16 protein-coding genes are annotated in these 17,501 nt (G+C 45.4%); 8 read left to right on the top strand and 8 right to left on the bottom strand.

What is annotated here, in order from left to right:
• Positions 1-112: 112 nt before the first annotated feature.
• The 3 genes from H580_RS0122400 to H580_RS0122390 all read left to right on the top strand — a co-directional run bounded on the left by H580_RS0122400 (position 113) and on the right by H580_RS0122390 (position 2,258).
• On the top strand, positions 113-619 hold the full coding sequence (locus H580_RS0122400; protein ID WP_028596765.1) for a GAF domain-containing protein: 507 nt from the start codon (positions 113-115) through the stop codon (positions 617-619).
• 19 nt (positions 620-638) lie between these two features.
• Positions 639-1,097, top strand: coding sequence for a DMT family transporter (locus tag H580_RS0122395; RefSeq protein ID WP_028596764.1), 459 nt, complete (start codon positions 639-641; stop codon positions 1,095-1,097).
• 186 nt (positions 1,098-1,283) lie between these two features.
• Entirely contained in the window at positions 1,284-2,258 is a 975-nt protein-coding gene (locus H580_RS0122390; protein WP_028596763.1) for a diaminopimelate dehydrogenase, read from the top strand.
• A gap of 660 nt (positions 2,259-2,918) precedes the next feature.
• Here the strand turns inward: H580_RS0122390 and msrA are convergent.
• Positions 2,919-3,488, bottom strand: a complete 570-nt coding sequence (gene msrA / locus H580_RS0122375; protein WP_028596761.1) for a peptide-methionine (S)-S-oxide reductase MsrA — start codon at positions 3,486-3,488, stop codon at positions 2,919-2,921.
• Positions 3,489-4,054: 566 nt separating this feature from the next.
• Here msrA and H580_RS0122370 point away from each other — a divergent pair.
• Positions 4,055-4,693: a Bax inhibitor-1/YccA family protein gene (locus H580_RS0122370; RefSeq protein ID WP_028596760.1), complete on the top strand. Its 639-nt coding sequence runs from the start codon at positions 4,055-4,057 to the stop codon at positions 4,691-4,693.
• Positions 4,694-5,015: 322 nt separating this feature from the next.
• Positions 5,016-5,198 (top strand): hypothetical protein, encoded by a 183-nt coding sequence (locus H580_RS0122365; RefSeq protein WP_028596759.1) that lies wholly within the window; start codon positions 5,016-5,018, stop codon positions 5,196-5,198.
• 109 nt (positions 5,199-5,307) lie between these two features.
• On the opposite strand, the gene H580_RS0122360 is transcribed toward H580_RS0122365, so the two are convergent.
• Positions 5,308-6,387, bottom strand: coding sequence for a M42 family metallopeptidase (locus tag H580_RS0122360; protein ID WP_028596758.1), 1,080 nt, complete (start codon positions 6,385-6,387; stop codon positions 5,308-5,310).
• Between the two features lie 333 nt (positions 6,388-6,720).
• On the bottom strand, positions 6,721-8,445 hold the full coding sequence (locus H580_RS0122355; protein WP_036605655.1) for a phospho-sugar mutase: 1,725 nt from the start codon (positions 8,443-8,445) through the stop codon (positions 6,721-6,723).
• A gap of 507 nt (positions 8,446-8,952) precedes the next feature.
• Between H580_RS0122355 and H580_RS25230 the strand changes: the two genes are divergently transcribed.
• The 3 genes from H580_RS25230 to H580_RS0122340 all read left to right on the top strand — a co-directional run bounded on the left by H580_RS25230 (position 8,953) and on the right by H580_RS0122340 (position 11,018).
• On the top strand, positions 8,953-9,381 hold the full coding sequence (locus H580_RS25230) for a DUF2500 domain-containing protein (RefSeq protein ID WP_051217660.1): 429 nt from the start codon (positions 8,953-8,955) through the stop codon (positions 9,379-9,381).
• 49 nt (positions 9,382-9,430) lie between these two features.
• The gene (locus H580_RS0122345; RefSeq protein ID WP_028596756.1) at positions 9,431-9,850 is read left to right on the top strand and encodes a hypothetical protein; all 420 of its coding nucleotides are present in this window, start codon (positions 9,431-9,433) and stop codon (positions 9,848-9,850) included.
• A 286-nt stretch (positions 9,851-10,136) separates the two neighbouring features.
• Positions 10,137-11,018 (top strand): ABC transporter ATP-binding protein, encoded by an 882-nt coding sequence (locus H580_RS0122340; RefSeq protein ID WP_028596755.1) that lies wholly within the window; start codon positions 10,137-10,139, stop codon positions 11,016-11,018.
• Between the two features lie 218 nt (positions 11,019-11,236).
• On the opposite strand, the gene H580_RS0122335 is transcribed toward H580_RS0122340, so the two are convergent.
• From H580_RS0122335 to H580_RS0122320, 5 genes are all read right to left on the bottom strand, one after another.
• Positions 11,237-11,707 (bottom strand): MarR family winged helix-turn-helix transcriptional regulator, encoded by a 471-nt coding sequence (locus H580_RS0122335; RefSeq protein ID WP_028596754.1) that lies wholly within the window; start codon positions 11,705-11,707, stop codon positions 11,237-11,239.
• Positions 11,708-11,792: 85 nt separating this feature from the next.
• Positions 11,793-13,166, bottom strand: a complete 1,374-nt coding sequence (locus tag H580_RS25680; RefSeq protein ID WP_028596753.1) for a glycosyltransferase family 2 protein — start codon at positions 13,164-13,166, stop codon at positions 11,793-11,795.
• Entirely contained in the window at positions 13,163-14,794 is a 1,632-nt protein-coding gene (locus H580_RS25675; protein ID WP_051217659.1) for a glycosyltransferase, read from the bottom strand. The genes H580_RS25680 and H580_RS25675 overlap by 4 nt, the downstream gene beginning before the upstream one ends.
• On the bottom strand, positions 14,760-16,967 hold the full coding sequence (locus tag H580_RS25215; RefSeq protein WP_036605654.1) for a glycosyltransferase: 2,208 nt from the start codon (positions 16,965-16,967) through the stop codon (positions 14,760-14,762). The genes H580_RS25675 and H580_RS25215 overlap by 35 nt, the downstream gene beginning before the upstream one ends.
• Positions 16,968-17,063: 96 nt before the next feature.
• On the bottom strand, positions 17,064-17,501 hold a 438-nt coding region (locus tag H580_RS0122320; RefSeq protein WP_028596752.1), incomplete at its 5' end, for a DUF6385 domain-containing protein.

The following is a 17,501-nucleotide window of genomic DNA, read 5'->3' as shown; positions in this document are numbered from 1 at the left end:
ATTACTGGATAAGTCAAGTCTGAAAAGCACATGTAAATAGTGATAGTATAGAAATGTTGAAATAGCACAAGTTTTGTTGAACGTAAACGGCTACGCATAAGGAGGACGTAAGATGTTCCAACCACAATCATACAGCGGCGATGCTAGTAAAGATTATGAGCTAATGGTAAGTCAGTTGAAGGCGTTAATAGACGGAGAATCGAACCAGATTGCGAATCTAGCAAATGCTGCAGCTCTGCTCTGGCATGGGCTTGAGAATATTAACTGGGCGGGGTTCTATCTGTATGAAGCAGAGACCAATCAGCTCGTATTAGGACCATTCCAAGGGATGCCAGCATGTGTCCGTATACCGCTGGGTCGAGGAGTATGCGGTACATCGGCAGCTGAGCTGCGTACCGTTATCGTGTCCGATGTCCATGCGTTTCCTGGTCATATTGCTTGTGACGCAAGATCACAAAGTGAAATCGTTGTGCCGCTTGTTCAAAATGGACAACTGATCGGTGTATTGGATATTGATAGTCCTATTTTAGATCGGTTTAACGAGACGGATGGGATGTGGCTCGAGCACATTGCTGAGCTGATTGTACAAGGCTCTGAACATCTTAATATTGCGAAATAGTGAAAAAGAGGGTTGCGACATGAGTTCAATTATGGTCCTGCTCATCGTTCTTATCGGCGGTGTGGCGACTGCATTTCAAGCGGGCGTAAATGGCTTGCTTGGCAAGAAGATTGGCATTATTGAAGGCTCCTTTGTTTCGTTTCTAACAGGAACGATTGTGCTGCTTATCTTGTTACTGATGACGAGCCGTGGTAATTTGGGGCCACTCGTTCAAGCTTTGCATGTACCGAAGTGGCAGCTTACAGGTGGAATTTTAGGAGTCATCTATGTGTTGATCATGATATTTGCAGTGCCAAAGATCGGAACGGCAACAACCTTTGTCGCTATTATTGCGGCCCAGATGCTAATGAGTACGGTGATCGATCATTATGGCTTATTTGGTAAGACGGTTCCTATTAATAGCTACAAAGTGATAGGGCTGCTGTTGCTGGCTGGGGCGCTGTTCTTTATATATAAGTCCAGCCAAGTGCAAGGATAGATGCGTTGTCTATTGTAATGAGAAGGAGAGAGTGACACGGAATTTTCTTCTAATTACCACTTTTTTCTTCTTTTTATACTGATTACGCCGACATAATGATCTATAATAGATATGATATTTTGTCGAATTCAAGATGTTAAGATCTTTAGGCAATGAAAAATTTGATCGTAGGGTAGGGTGAAGAGGTTGCAAAAGATTAGAATTGGTATTGTTGGTTATGGTAACTTGGGTAAAGGTGTAGAATATTCAATCCGCCAAAATCCAGATATGGAGTTAGTAGCTGTATTTACACGTCGCAGTCCAGAATCCGTTCAAGCATCTGTGCCAGTGATCTCACTGGATGACGTTGAGCAATATCAGGATCGTATTGATGTAATGCTATTGTGCGGCGGATCTGCGACGGACTTGCCTATTCAAGGGCCAGCAATGGCGAAGTTGTTTAATATCGTAGATAGCTTCGATACGCATGCACGCATTCCTGAATACTTCGAAGAAGTTAACCAGCAAGCTGAAGGTAATGGACATGTTGCCGTTATTTCTACAGGTTGGGACCCTGGCTTGTTCTCCTTGAGTCGTTTGCTGTTCGAAGCTATTTTGCCAGAAGGTAATGCATATACATTCTGGGGCAAAGGCGTGAGCCAAGGACACTCCGATGCAATTCGCCGTGTTCCGGGTGTTAAGAATGGCGTTCAGTACACGATTCCATCTACGGAAGCAGTAGAGCGTGTTCGCAACGGTGAGAACCCAGAGCTGACAACTCGCGAGAAGCATCTTCGTGAATGTTTCGTCGTAGCAGAAGAAGGCGCTGACCTAAATGAAATCAAGCAAACCATTGTTAACATGCCTAACTATTTTGCTGATTACGATACGGTTGTTAACTTTATCGACGAAGAAGAATTGAAGGCAAACCATAGCGGTATCCCACACGGCGGTCTTGTGTTACATAGCGGTGTGACAGGTGAAGGAACGACACAAGTAATGGAATTCGGCTTGAACCTTGGAAGCAACCCTGAGTTCACGTCCAGCGTTCTTGTTGCCTATGCTCGTGCTGTACACCGCTTGTCTCAACGTGGTGAGCGTGGAGCACGTACCGTATTCGATATTCCTTTCGGCTTATTGTCTCCTAAATCTGCGGAGCAATTGCGCGCAGAGTTGCTTTAATCTGTTTATAATTTATTGACGAATAAGTTCATATCCTAAATCTATTGATGCTGAATAGCTGTCGAGTGTATACTCGACAGCTATTTTTTATGAGGGGAAGTGGACGATATGAAAATAGGTAAGAAGATAGGGAAAGTTGTTTTGGCCATGTTCTTGTCGGTATATGCTCTTGCTCTACTACTTGGAATTCTTTTTGTCCTTGGGATGATGTATGTGGAGGTATACATGTACGAGCCTTAAAATATGGAATGAACTTTGAGACACAGATTTTCAAAGGTTGTTGTATAAATAAAAGATTCGTGCTTCGAAATGGTCAACTTTTGAAATCCGTATTTTTGCGAAAACCGTTGACCTGCTTCCGTAACATTGTCGGTTATAACCCTTTCGAACTTCCAACCCAGTTTCTCTAATGATTTATAATGCGCACAATAATGTTGAAGCATATGCTGGACTGCTCTTCTGCTGCGATAGTGCCCATCTACGACGATACAGGACAGAAATAGATTTACTTTGGAGGGCTGTTGTGAGCGCACATCGATAATATCTTCATAGGTCATGAATTTGTCACGATATGCATGAGTTAGGTGAGGCCATTTGCCGCATCTCCTTCCAAATAAATAGAGCCCTCTCAATGTGGAGAGGGCATAACAGAGAAAAGCGTTATTGTGATGACAAAGATCCGTCCCAATGGGACTGGATGAATTCATCTCGTCCTGATGCAGCGCGATCCTGCTTATAGTGCTCGGGCTCTTTGCGGTAATAATCTTGGTGATACGCTTCTGCCTCGTAAAATGGAGCAGCATCGACAATGGGAGTTACAAGCGGTTTGTCGAAGCGTCCACTATGAGCCAATGCAGCTTTAGATGCTTCTGCCAGCTGTCGTTGTTCTTCACTATGAACGAAAATGGCTGTCGTATACGATTCCCCACGATCTTGGAATTGACCGCCTGCATCGGTCGGGTCGATTTGCATCCAGAAAATATCGAGCAGCTGTGCATAACTGAAAATGCTCGGATCGAACGTAATTTGTACAGCTTCTATATGTCCTGTCGTCTGTGTTTTTACTTGTTCATAGGTTGGATTGACTACATGTCCTCCTGTATAGCCTGAAATGACTCTATGAATGCCATCCCATTGATCAAACGGCTTCACCATACACCAGAAGCAGCCCCCAGCAAATGTTGCTTTCTCTAAAACTGTCGAATTGGATTGAGTAACTGACGTTGTCATTGCCGTATGCCTCCCTATGCTCGATCATTCTCGTAGTGATGAAATTTCATGTATAATTCGTATCGCTACTCATTGATATCGTTGTTTCGATTCATTTAAGTGTACCTGTACTGCGGTAGATTGAACAGTTATTTATAATAAATGCTAGAAATAATTAATGTGATTAATGTGCTAAATTTGTACATCATGATGAAGAACGACAGAGCTGGAGGTAAAGTCATGTATGTGAGTCAAATTTCATTAAACAGGGAGCAGATCCCTTCTTTTCATAGTTACCCATTTAATTTGGGAGTTGTGCGCTCCTTTACAACTCTAAAGTTTCAACAACCGGTAACTTTTTTAGTAGGTGAAAGATGAAGAGTTGGATGCATAACATAGATAATAGGTATGGGCATGGGAAAAGGGGCATAAAGATAATGGAGAGTACGAGCTCTGGATGATCGTATTTTCTTGCATGTTAGGTGCATATAAGACGGTTACTTTATATATTGTGGGACAAAATGGATCACGCATCGTATAATTAAATAAGAGACATGAAAAGTATAAAAAGGAGGAAATTGATACCAATGCATAGCACAGAGTATTCTTCATCAAATGGCTCATTGCCTAAGTTATTTTCAGTATTGTTTATTGCATTGCTGATTTCATTTGCAGGTATTTATGCAGGACAATTCGTACCCGCAGCATATGCGATCCCTCTCTTCGTTGTAGAGATCGGCCTATTGCTGGCTGTCTTCTTCTTGAGAAAGAGCAAAGCTGTTGGGTACCCGATAATGTTTGCCTTTATGTTTGTTTCGGGTATTACGTTGCAGTTTGCGATCGCTTATTATGTAAGCACGCTCGGTGCAACTCTTGTTGGGCAAGCATTTGCTCTTGCGGTAGTTGCTTTCGGGGGGACAGCGCTTTATGCGGTGAAGTCTAAGCAAGACTTCTCCTATATGCGTGGTTTCTTGGTTGCTTCAACGCTTGTTCTTATTGGTATTATGCTTGTAGGCTTGTTCGTTCCAATGACAGGTACAATGGAATTGATATATTCAGGCTTCGGTATTCTGATCTTTATCGGATGGACGTTGTTTGATTTCTCTCGTCTTACAAAGCATGGATTTGCGGAAGAAGATATTCCTTCCATCGTTGTGAGTATTTACCTCGACTTTGTGAACTTGTTCTTGTTCATTCTTCGCTTTATTGGAGCGAGCAGAGACTAATATTTTTGCATAAGAATAGAAGCTCCTTCAGCGGTGTATTACTGAAGGAGCTTTTTGTTTTACGTATTTTGGGCTGCTTTATGTTCACTGTCTCTATAATCGTCGTCTAATATGATTAGGCAATATTTTATTGTAAATTTGGTAGAAATGATCAGCAGATATCCGCTCAAGATGGTACGATATGTACTACCACAACGGCTGGTCAGTTGTTCGAACGTAGGTTTTCTATTTACTACATAATTATTTGTTATTATTAGTAGACAGAGTGATATATCGTGAAGAGACAGGAAATTAGAAGCATGAAAAGGAGGATGGGTTACTCATGAATGATAATAATCAAAAAAATCTCGATAGTATTGAAAAGCGTTTGAATGAGGTTGAGAAACAATTAAGTTCACAAAACAAAAGAGGGAAAAGGATTAAATTCATTTTCTTTGTTGTTTTAGCACTTTTTTTAATGCTTTTCTTAATAGGAATAGCTCAATTTCTAAAGAGTGGTTCATAGTTTGCGCTATGTAATACAAACATGAAAGTACCTTCCATCATGAATGACGGAAGGTACTTGGTGATGAAAAAAGGGTGCGATGCTGGAAAGGGAGCTTAAGTATTACGTGCTAAGCTCGCTCAACGATTGTGTTGTACGTTGTACGGTCGGTATGTTTAACGAGTTGGATAAGCAGTTCCTTCGCTGCATCAATATCATCCGTATGAACGATGGATGCTGGCGTATGGATGTAGCGTCCGACAACACCGATAATCGTAGATGGTACGCCTTTGCCGCTCAAATGTACTTGTCCAGCATCTGTACCACCAGGAGATACGAAGTATTGGTACGGAATTTTGTGCGTATCAGCGATATCTTGTACGAACTCAACGAGACCGCGATGTGTAATCATCGTCGGATCGAAGATGCGAAGAAGTGCGCCTTTACCTAAGTGACCGAAGGAATTACGGTCGCCGGTCATATCATTGGCAGCACTGCAATCCAATCCATAGAAAATGTCAGGTTGAATTAAGTTTGCAGCTGTACGTGCTCCACGCAGACCAACTTCCTCTTGTACGGTTGCACCAGAGAATAAAATGTTAGGCAGCTGAGCTTTCTCACGATGCAGCTCTTTCAACAACTCGATAGCAAGTCCGACACCGTAACGGTTGTCCCATGCTTTGGCCATAATCTTTTTCGGATTCAGCATTGGTGTAAACTCACAAACAGGCACAATTTGTTGGCCAGGGCGAATGCCTGCTGCTTCAGCTTCTGCACGGTTATCTGCACCTACATCGATATACATCACTTTAGGATCAACAGGCTTGTTCGCTGTTGCTTCATCGAGCAAATGCTTCGGAATGGAACCGACAACACCGCGAATTGGGCCGTTTGGTGTAATGATATCTACTTGCTGAGCGAGAATAACTTGTCCCCACCAGCCGCCGAGCGTAGTGAATTTAATCATGCCTGTGTCTGTAATTTGCGTAGACATAAAGCCGACTTCATCCAAATGTCCAGCAACCATAACGCGAGGACCTTCTTCATTACCACGCATAACGCCAAATACGCTGCCAAGCGCGTCATGAATGATTTCATCTGTGTATTTGCTAATTTCTCCTTTAACAAGTGCTCGGAGATCACGCTCAAAGCCTGGCGCGGCCGGAAATTCAGTTAGCGTGCGGAATAGCTCTAATGTCTCTTGCTGCATGTCGAGGTCTCCTTTATACGATGAAATACAAGATTTGATATTGAGTCGACAGGACTCGGTGTTGCTTGATGCATATAAGGTAAGTATGAACTTATTTACGCATGTAGGCAAGCGTAGAAGAGGGGACAATCATTAAAAGATTTCAACGCGTATGGTTTGCATCGGGGCAGTGTATCTAAGCAGCAGCAATACAAGATGGATATTTAGAGGGCTGACTAGAAACGAGAACAGTATGGCTATAAATGAAAAAGCCAAGCCAACGAGCTAGATGCTTGATGGCTTGGCTTGAGGTTGATCTATATGAGTATGAGTGCGTAGTTGTTAGTTCATGATTTATTCACTGTGAGCAGCGACAAATGCATCAATGCGAGACATTACATCGTTCGTAACGCGCTCTAGACGAGCTTGAGCATCTGCATTGTCCGTGCCTTTTACTGCAAAGTACATTTTAATTTTTGGCTCAGTTCCAGAAGGGCGAAGGCAGAACCAGCTTCCGTCTGCAAGATGGAACTTAAGCACGTTCTCTTTTGGTAGATCATAGAGCCCAAGCGCATAGTCCTCTGCCTTGGCAACAGCTATGCCGCCAGCTTCGGTAGGGACGTTTGTCCGCCAGTCTTCCATAATACCTTGAATGACGGCAACACCTTCTACACCTTTAAGGGTACGGGACTGCAAGCCTTCCAAGTAGTAGCCATGCTCTACATAAAGCTCTTGCAGCACATCATACAATGTATTTCCTTGCGCTTTGTAATACGCGCCAGCTTCAGCAATGAGCATAGCCCCAATGACAGCATCTTTGTCACGTGCGTAGTTGCCAGCTAAATAGCCATAGCTCTCTTCGTATCCAAACAGGAAGGTATGCTCACCAGTCTCATCGAACTGAGTCATTTTCTCGCCAATATATTTGAAGCCTGTTAGCGTGTTTAGTACGGTCATGCCAAATGCTTCAGCGATGGAAGCACCTAGCTCGCTTGTTACGATCGTCTTAATAACTGCGCCATTTGCAGGCAGGGTGTTGTTCTTCTTCATCGCATCCAGTACATAATGGACCATTAGAGCGCCTGACTGATTACCTGTCAGTACAACATATTGTCCATTTCCATCTTTAACAACAGCACCCATTCGGTCAGCATCTGGGTCAGTACCCATAATAATGTCAGCATCCCAAGCTTGAGCTTGCTCAATAGCGATGGCAAATGCTTCGCGCTCCTCAGGGTTAGGTGACTTCACTGTCGGGAAGCTGCCGTCAGGCTGTTCTTGCTCAGCAACTACACGTACTTGGCTAAATCCGATACGCTCTAGTACATGGCGAACAGGAAGATTGCCTGAGCCGTGAAGTGGCGTGAACAAGACGCGGAAGTTGTTGCTCGTTTCACGAATGACGTCAGGGTTTTGGCTAACAGCTGCGACGGCGCTTATGTATGCTTCGTCCATCTCTTTACCTAGCCAGACAAGCAATCCTTGTGCTTCTGCTTCTTCACGAGTGAGACGTTTGATATCAGCTAGTGACGCAATGCCGCGAATTTCGCCAATGACTTGAGCGGCTGTCTCAGGGTTAATCTGAGCCCCATCTGCTCCGTATACTTTGTATCCGTTATATTCCGGCGGATTGTGGCTCGCTGTCACCACAATGCCTGCGCTAGCTTGCAATTGACGTACCGTGAACGACAGCTGTGGTGTTGGACGCAGTGATTCGTATACATATGCTTTGACACCGTTGCCTGCAAGGACAAGTGCAGCTTCTAGTGCAAACTCAGGTGAGAAATGACGAGAATCGTATGCGATTGCAACGGAAGGTGAATCCGTGGCTGCATTCAAATATTGAGCCAAACCTTGAGTGGCTTTTCCTACTGTATATACATTCATACGGTTTGTTCCTGCGCCTATAACTCCACGCAGACCGCCTGTGCCAAATTGCAATTCTGTATAGAAACGGTCCACAATTTCTTTGTCTTGGCCAGCGATTGCTTGAAGCTCTTGCTTTGTAGCTGCATCGATATGCGGATCGTTCAGCCAGATCGAATACAATTCTTGGGAGCGATGATCGGTTGCTAACATAATATCCTCCTTAATTTCGCATCGACGGATGCCCTATAATTCTATTTCCATCATAACAAATTTTTTTGTAAAAATGTAATTTGCTAGATTCGCTGTAGTGGTAAAGACGGAAATACCACTCCTTACTATACTATGGTGCAACTGTGTAGGAATGTCCTTTTTTTCATAGTTGTCTATAAGGTCAGACGTTAAGAGTAGATGAATTGGCCGTTGGAAGGAGTCCTCTTTCTGTTTGTGGAAATATTATCCTTTAGTTTGGTATACTTGCAGGTAGCAGGCATAAATCCGGATACTGCCGCTTATTTATTTGGTACGAAGCCTTATCCGCCAGGCATGTTCTACCTAATTATCTAATGTGAGTTCGTCGATTATCACTGTCCTTGCTTGTATGTACATTACTGAGCGATTGGCAAGAGCAAAGTATGAGGAAATTGTGCGCTTAGCTCTGTCTGCTTAAGGAAGCACTTAGTGGACAACGACGCGAAAAGGAGTTGAACAATCGAGCTTATGGTCATTTCCAGACAATTGCATGCTTACTTTCAAGAGCCTGGGTTTTGGGATTTTTTCAACGAAACGCCGCTTGGTTTTAAATTATTTTTTGGTGCTATCTTTATTTTTATTGTTGGCTCCATACTCATATCTGTTGTTACAGGTATTTCACGCTGGTTATCGAATAATAGAGCTCCTCAGGTATCGGAAGTTTGCAAAGTGGTGGGCAAACGTGTTGAAGTATGGGGAGGGAGAAAGAACTCAGGCGTTAAGCAGGAGCATTATGTGACGTTCGAACTGACAGATGGGAGTAGAATGGAGCTTCAAGTTGAGTCAAAAGAATACGGCTTGATTGCTGAGGGTGATGGAGGTATGGTTTCTTATCAAGGAACCCGCTTTTTGGCCTTCAATCGAGAGATAAGTTCTACAGACCGCTTCCATATGTAAATGAACAAATCATATTTATTGAAAATGGGAGGGAGGGGAGCATGAGCGCATGTTTATCCCTGTACTGCGATCTATGCTAGTAAGAAGCCTGCCGGCTCTCATCCATGTGGTCCTAACACTTCTCTTTATTCATAGGTTGTACACGTATGAAGATTATGATCATCGTTTAACCATTGGGGTATTCATACTTATTATCGTCAATTTCATTTCGACTTCCCTCGTATCGCAGGGGCAGTGGAGGCAGCTTATCATATCGTTCGCTGCATTTTTTATTTACGTAGTAATTTATACATTTTTGGTTCCTTTAATCGGAGGTTTATACGAAGCAGAGAGTGATAATCCAGGAGAAGGATTTACGGCTATGTTCGGTATAGCCATCTCTCTCGTCGCCTTTTTAATCGGGACGATACTTGGTATCGTTGTGAATGTGCTTCGTAAGCAAATAAGGATCTTCTTTGGTAAGGGATAGTATCAGTGGATGTCGGTACATGATAGTGAATAGGATGGTTGAATAGAGGATTGCTTAACAGGATGGGAACAACCTGTAGGCAGTCCTCTTTATTTGTTTGTCTATGTAAATGAGCAGATTTGTATATTTTTGGCGAGGGATAGACATTACTAAAGATTAGTGATATTATCATTGATAATCATTATCAATTAATAAAATGAACGGATACAATGTCGGACGTCCAATTTCAAATAAGATCGGTATTGGCATAGATGAGGTAAATTATTTGTAAAAGGGAGTGGGCGCAGTGGAGAGATTGCGTACAGAACAGCTTCGGATTGGGTACAATGACACGGTAATTGTAGATAATTTGAATGTATCGATTCCGACGGGAAAAATAACGGCACTGGTCGGTTCTAACGGTTCAGGCAAGTCTACGATATTGAAGACGATGTCTCGGATTATGAGGCCTTCGGGCGGAGACGTTCTGTTGGATGGACGCTCAATCCACGAACAATCTACGAAAGAAGTAGCTAAGCAGATGGCTATTTTGCCGCAAAATCCAACAGCGCCTGAAGGTCTGACCGTCTCGGAGTTGATTAGCTATGGTCGCTTCCCACACCAGAAAGGCTTTGGCTCGATGACAAAGGAAGATCGTGAGATTGTCCAATGGGCGATTGAAGTGACAGGACTTGCCGCTTTCCATGATCGTCCTGTGGATCAGCTATCTGGAGGCCAACGTCAGCGTGCTTGGATCGCGATGGCGCTTGCGCAGCAGACGGATATTTTATTTTTGGATGAGCCTACGACATTCCTTGATATGGCGCATCAATTAGAAGTTCTGCAATTGTTGCATAAGCTTAACGAAGAAGAAGGACGGACAATTATTATGGTCGTGCATGACTTGAACCATGCGTCGCGCTATGCTCATCATATGGTCGCAATTAAGTCAGGTACTGTCATTTGTGAGGGAGCGCCTGAGGAAGTTGTAACACAGGATGTTCTTCGTCAAGTATTTGGCATTGAAGCTGATATCGTACCAGATCCACGTACAGGTGTACCTTTATGTTTGCCCTATCAATTGGCATCTGTGACAAAGAGTGGTCATACATTCATTCCTCGCCAAGGTAACAACGATCCATCACAGCTTGTTGCCGACACGAGGGAACTGGTTGCTGCAAACGGATAATGATACTCAGAACGAAGCCGCGAAGCAATGAAAGATGTTAGGTATGGTTTCATGGACAAATCAAATTAGATAATAATACAGCTGTCTCCGTTCTAGGGTTAACTTGAGCGGAGGCAGTTTTTTATTGTATGCTACATCCTTATGGTTATCGATAACTACGCTGAGGAAAGCCTTCATTACACATCTTTACATGCAGGATGATTTGCAATGAAAGCTCGCTAATTGGATGGTGCTGTGTCAGGTTGGCCTAATATTTTCAAAAGCTGAATCAATTGCTGTTGCTGTTCATTAGACAGGTGGCTCATCCGATCGTGTAGAGTTTGAGCATGTTCTGGGAAAATACGGGCAATGACTTCTTCGCCTGCAGGTGTCAGCTCGATCATAATGACGCGACGATCCTGCTCCGATTGCTTGCGGATAATGTAGTCTTTACTTACGAGCTTGTCCACAACATAAGTCATTGTGCCGCTAGCAAGCAGAACCTTACTGCCGATCTGCTGAATCGGAGTAGGCCCTTTATGATAAAGCAATTCAAGCACAGCAAATTCACTTAAGTTCAAGCCATACCGTTTAATGTCTTGCTGGGACACTTCCATTAAAGAACGTGACGCACGTGACAAGACAACGAGTAGTTTAAGTGCTTGCTCTATCTCAGGGCCGTAATCTTTTGTTGATTTCTTTTCATGCATAGTATATTACCGCCTTTGTATATATCTCGAAAATAATTATCTTGAATATGAGGAGAATATAACATCCTGTACTTAGGATGTCAAGTTAAGTGTCATCGTATAAGAAATGGCGGGTGAATGAAGCCCAATCAATTCTTGTTGCACGATGTAAGGCTGGCACAAATGGTAGGAGATGAGCGGCAGCAGAGGAATGAACGGAGGCGGCTAACGCTTGTGTAAGTTGATGAGCAATGGTGGGTAGTGTTTGTTCGGAAGCTGCCGCAGCTGACCGCATCCAGCGGCTGGATGAAATCCAATCGGATCGGTGCCATGCCGCGGCAGACTTCAGAACAGCGGAAGGGTGCTGTGCGATGGTGTAGGCGGCGGCTTGTTCATAATGGTGTGCAGCTTGAGCATAATTACCAGTACGTTCGGCAAGAAACGCTGCCATCCAATGTGCTCTCCACGTACTAGCGCCATCGGTGCTCGTATATAGGTGTGTACGATCTCCGCAGGAAGCGGCCTTTTCGGCACAACGGTAGGCTTCTGCTAAGCTGCCACGGATGGCATACAAGGTGGAACTGAGCAGCAGCAAATCTGGAAAGCGTGGAAATCGATTCATTGCTTCTTCGGCTAATCGAACAGCGCTGTCTATTTGGTTAAGTGAATAGTAGGCAAAAACAGCTTTAAGCCAAACGTCAGAAGCATAGCCCGGCAAGCGAGGCTGTTTGGATAAGGAAGTGATCGTCCGCAGCAGCCAAGGAAGTGCTTCTGCATAGCGTTCTGCTTGGAAATGTTCTGTCCCGTACGCATACCACCATAATGGGTTTAGTGGTTCTTCTTCTAGTTGCAAATGAAGCAAGTGCAAGTTCCGTGCTGACTTATCTTTGTTCTGCAAGCGCTCGGCTGCGTATCCATCATGCCATATGGTGAAGGAGCTCCAACATATTGCTTCTGATGATTCTTCTGTTGATACGGCTTCTATAGTAGCGGTGATGTCTTCGTGAATGCGCCCAGCATAACGAAGATGGGGATCGTTACGGAATAGCCGACACGCCATATCGATGGCACTATAAGCTGGTCTATGATTAAGGTTAAAATTTTGGTTCCAGCAGTGAGTTAAATGGGCAATCCGTACGTAACAGCCGAGAACGTGCGGCTGTTTAAAAACGGCTTGCAATTGTTCTTCTTGCCAACTTTCCCTATCTATGATTTCGTCAGCATCCAGCATTAATATCCATGGCTGCTCGGCTTTTTCGATAGCAGCATTGCGTGCGGCTGAAAAGTCATCTTGCCATTCGAAATGATAAACGGAAGCCCCACATTCTTTGGCAATTGCAGCAGAGGCATCCGTTGATCCTGTATCGACAACGATCATTTGAGCCACCAGATCTTTAGCCGATTGTAGGCAGCGCCGCAGCACGTCCTCCTCATCGCGAACGATGACACATAAAGTTATGGGAAAAGAAGGTGTCGTCATATTGTAGGTGCCTCCTTTGTCTGAGCTGATAGTGCCAATGCATAGAGGGGGAGCAAAAGACGTGAAGTGGCCGCTGACGTGCGCGACCAAGGATATTGCTGCAATCTTGCTAAAGCTATATCAGCTTTAGACAAGGAGGATAGGGCTTGTGCAATAGGCGTGTTAGTCATTGTAGGTTGTACGTGTTGTTTATGTTTTGATGGGGTTGATAAGTTGTTATTGTGTTTGTTGTTAGTGTTGTTATTATCAGCAAGCAGATCAGCTAATGAAACGGTAGCAGATGTGCGAGATGGGTTTTTAGCTGCTGACGAAGCGGGTGAACCAGCCGAGGCAGCAGTTGGCTGTGCCTGCGGCGTAACGCTGCTGCCGACAGGGGGAGTGGGGGCATTATGGGCAGCGGTGGCGTGAGGTAAATCAAGCGCTGAACCGCCGCCGTGCTGTGCCGCGCTAAGCAATGCGGCACGGAGCGCCTGCGGCTGCGCTTGCAGCCATTGCGCTGCGGCTTCGCTTAGCGCAGGCAGGTCGCCCTGAACGCGGCGTAATCGCACGCTGGCGAGCCAAGCCGCTGCCGGGCAGCCTTCCGCCGCCAACGCGGCGTCGAAGGCGCGCGCAGCTTCGCGCCATGCGCGCGCCTCAAGCGCCCACGCGCCCAATTGCATATGGGCGCGAAAGGTACCCACGCCTCCTTCGGTATGATAATGCGAAGGAGGCGTGCCAATCCGCGCCGCCTCGCGCATCGCCTCGATGGCGGCGTGACGATTGCCGCTGGCGTCGTAATACACCGCCAGCGCAAAGTGGAGGTCCGTATAGTCGGGGAAGTCTTTAATACCTGCCGTGCATAGTTGCACGGCTTCGTCTATTTTCCCAATCCGGGCACAAGCCCAAGCTTCTATTTTAATCATCAGATGGGCAAATGAAGCAGACAGTGGTGTAATCTCGCGTGCCTCACGGAGTAAGGTGAGGGCGGTTATGTCATCGCCTTTTCTCAATCGCTCAACAGCAAGATTAAACAAGTGGAACGGCTGTCTTCCTTCGGTCTCAATGATTCGTTCCAGCATGTGTATGTTGCGAGCAATCTTATCTTTGCCGCTAACAATATGCGGCTGGTAGCCTAAGTGAAGCACGCGTATTGGTGTGAAGGCGAGAACGGCATCCACCTTCTCACGAATAATGACAGATGCTATTTGTTCGTGAATAGCTCCTTCGAAACGATAAGCCTCTCGATTGCGAAACAGCCGAAGCAGCGGATTGACAGTCATAGGAATCGGATCGAATCCGTCTCCCATCACATGCTCCACTCTTATAAAATACCCTTCATAGGGATCGTTCCCTTCCACCAGCTTACGGAGCAGTGGGATGCTTTCGGCATCTAGGCGCTCATCTGCGTCGAGAATAAGCACCCACTTGCCTGTTGCATGAGCCAGCGAAAGATTTCTAGCTGCTGCAAAGTCGTCGTTCCAAGGTATTTCAAGCACGATAGCCCCCGCCTGCTTGGCAATAGCTATCGTTTCATCGGTTGAGCCTGTATCTACGACGATAATCTCATCTACTGCTTGACGTATGCTGTGCAGGCAATCCGGAAGTAGATGCTGTTCATTCCGAACGATGAGACAGGCGGACAGCTTCACTTTGGACAAGTTGGATGTTCCTCCTTTGCAGTGTGGTGCGCGGCAGTTCCCAAGGCGTCGACGATAATTGCTCGATTGCCAGACGAATCATCTTGAGCTGTTCTTCCCACGCTTGCTGCTTAGGATCAAGCGCAATGGCCTGCTGCAAATAATGCTCAGACAGCCGAACATACGTAAGTGCCAGCATACGATCAAGCCTAGCGGACACGTCTTGCTCGACGTCTACTTGTTCTTGGTGCAGCAGTCGGGCACCTTCTAACAAGTCGAGTGCTTCCTGCCAGTGCTGTTTCTGCATGAGCACCTCGCCTAGCATCATGGCTCCTTCTGCATCAAGCCGCTGTTCCGTCATCGCTTTAAGTAAGATATCCGCTGAGCTGTAAATATCACCAGCGGCATACAAGGCTTTGGCACACTTCAAATCGCGATTACCAGCATGGAACGTCCATTTTTGGAGTGGTTGAATAAGCGCTTCATCGCGCAGCAGCGTTATCCACCGATCTAGAACTTCGTATAGCTCGCCGCTAGGGGAAGTTCCTTCAAGATGAGATGCAGCTACGCTATCCTGTATATCCTTTTTATGCGGGGAAGCTTCTACTGCAGACTGCTCCTCTGTATGCTCAATCGTGTATTTATGAATATAGGCTTTCCCGCTTGCAATGGCTTGGTTGGACCTTGTCAGCAGTTGGTAAGCCTCACGAACAGCAGGTGCCCAGTTGGCATTGCTGACGAGAGCAGGTTTTCCTTGCAAGTGAGCCTGCCATGCACAGATTGCCTGCCAATCTTCCAACTGTCTGCGCTCGTTGTCATGCAGTCGCGTCGTCTGTAGTAAATGGTGCAGCATTCCATTGGCTTCCGCGTATCGTTCTTTATGGATCCAAGCAATGGTTAATCCATATATAGCTTGGGGTGTAGATAAACGATTGACACACAACTGGGCAAGAGAATGATGGTAGCCAGCTTGTTTGTAGACACGAACGAGAATCACGGCGCTAGGGAAGTCGATTTGTTCTCTTTGTTCCCATAGTGATTCGATATGAGTGACAACCTCTTCTTCTGATACATGCAATTCCACAGCAGCTGCTACGAACCCATGAAGTGCGGGTTCATATTGTGGATGGTCAACAAGTGCAGTGTTGTAGGATTTGAGCGCTTCACTATATTGGCGCAGCTGTCGGTATGTTTCCCCAATCCACGTATGTGGGATATAGCTGTTGCTTCCATTTTCCGTGACGTAGTGGTCAGAGCTTGTCGTCAGAGCATGTTGGAAGCTGTGTAAAGCTTCTTGTAATAACCCTTGTTGAAACAACGACTGTCCTTGCAAAATATAGAGCTCGGCATATTCAGAGTAGCTAGAAATAGCCTCTTGCAGCCACTCCTCCGCTGTATGGGGGTTATGTTGTGCAAGTAGTACTTTGATCGCATCCCGATATAAGGTAGGGCGATAAGCTGCGTGGAGATCGATGTTCTCGCGAGAAAGACTGAACCATCGATAGGCGTCATCCAGTTCTTGCTGCTGAACAGCGGTGACTCCAAGTCCATATAGCAAAAAGGCATCGGTTGGATTCAGCTCTATACTTTTGAGCAGCAGTTGTTTATTGCGTTCGGGCTTGTTCTTACGTTGGATATGCTGTGGAAGTGTGCCAATGTGTTCAATGGTGATCGCACTGTCTGCTAAAGCCGCTTCTTCATAGATTTGCGTAATGGAAGGTCCGATGTCTTCGTGAATCCTTCCTTTGTATTGAAAGGTGTCGCGGCGTCGAAACAGTCTTACTGCACGATGGCAAACAGCTAGCTGCACATCTTCTTCGCTCAGTCGATTAATTATTTTCACCGTGCTGCCTTCGCCATTTGTGTGGTAAATCCATTCTCGAACATCTTGGATCGAGCTTATCAATCGTTCATCTGCATCCAGTACAAGTATCCAATCCGTTGTCATATGCTGCAGCGCCTCGTTGCGTGCTTCTGCGAAGTCATTATTCCATTCCAGCTGAATGACGTGGGCTCCTTGTTGGAGAGCCATTTCAGGAGTGCCATCTACTGATCCTGTGTCAGCAACAAGACATTCATCAGCTTCCTTTACACTATCTAAGCAACGTCCAATTAATGCTGCTTCATCACGAGCTAATATGAGGACGCCTATAGTAAAGCCTCGATTGCCATGCGAAATATACATACCCTCTCACCTCATCATTCGCACGTGCAGAAAGAGCACATGGTGCTCACGTGCTCTTTCGTGTTGTTAGTTATTAGGTTATGTGAGAGCTATTTATTAGGTACCTTGCCCATTGAAATAAACATCAATTGTAGCCGGGGCTGCAAGTAGGGCTAGCCGGTATGACAGTCTGGTGTATTTTAAAAATCTGGCAGGAACGACAACGTCAGATGCACCAGCTGCGATCGTAGCTCCGTTTGTATCGACGAAATAGTTTGTGCCGTCTGCGCTTATTTCGACTCTAGTTACAATAGACCCTCCCTGTCTGTTATATACGAAGTAGGAATACACGCCCAATACACTTGTCGTTACGGCTGGTAGTGGAGCGAAAGTAGTAGATGATGGCTGGACGTTCAAGACAGATGATTCTACGAAGCTCTTTTGCGAAATCGAAGTGACGCTGGATAGGGTACCTGCGGTTATCGTTGCACCGAGGATGCTGGTAATAGTGCCGATGTTATTAACGGCAGCTAAGGTGCCGCCGGTGATAGTAGC

The organism is Paenibacillus assamensis DSM 18201, from assembly GCF_000422445.1.
Taxonomy (GTDB): domain Bacteria; phylum Bacillota; class Bacilli; order Paenibacillales; family Paenibacillaceae; genus Paenibacillus_B; species Paenibacillus_B assamensis.
The sequence above is the reverse complement of the archived record's forward strand: the minus strand, read 5'-3'. Positions and strand labels throughout refer to the sequence as shown.

Bases quoted from the DNA above. Each gene is read 5' to 3' on its own strand.
- H580_RS0122400 (WP_028596765.1), top strand. From the start codon at position 113: ATGTTCCAACCACAATCATACAGCGGCGATGCTAGTAAAGATTATGAG.
- H580_RS0122395 (WP_028596764.1), top strand. From the start codon at position 639: ATGAGTTCAATTATGGTCCTGCTCATCGTTCTTATCGGCGGTGTGGCG.
- msrA (WP_028596761.1), bottom strand. From the start codon at position 3,488: ATGACAACGTCAGTTACTCAATCCAATTCGACAGTTTTAGAGAAAGCA.
- H580_RS0122370 (WP_028596760.1), top strand. From the start codon at position 4,055: ATGCATAGCACAGAGTATTCTTCATCAAATGGCTCATTGCCTAAGTTA.
- H580_RS0122365 (WP_028596759.1), top strand. From the start codon at position 5,016: ATGAATGATAATAATCAAAAAAATCTCGATAGTATTGAAAAGCGTTTG.
- H580_RS0122360 (WP_028596758.1), bottom strand. From the start codon at position 6,387: ATGCAGCAAGAGACATTAGAGCTATTCCGCACGCTAACTGAATTTCCG.
- H580_RS0122355 (WP_036605655.1), bottom strand. From the start codon at position 8,445: ATGTTAGCAACCGATCATCGCTCCCAAGAATTGTATTCGATCTGGCTG.
- H580_RS25230 (WP_051217660.1), top strand. From the start codon at position 8,953: ATGGTCATTTCCAGACAATTGCATGCTTACTTTCAAGAGCCTGGGTTT.
- H580_RS0122345 (WP_028596756.1), top strand. From the start codon at position 9,431: ATGTTTATCCCTGTACTGCGATCTATGCTAGTAAGAAGCCTGCCGGCT.
- H580_RS0122335 (WP_028596754.1), bottom strand. From the start codon at position 11,707: ATGCATGAAAAGAAATCAACAAAAGATTACGGCCCTGAGATAGAGCAA.
- H580_RS25680 (WP_028596753.1), bottom strand. From the start codon at position 13,166: ATGACGACACCTTCTTTTCCCATAACTTTATGTGTCATCGTTCGCGAT.
- H580_RS25215 (WP_036605654.1), bottom strand. From the start codon at position 16,967: ATGTATATTTCGCATGGCAATCGAGGCTTTACTATAGGCGTCCTCATA.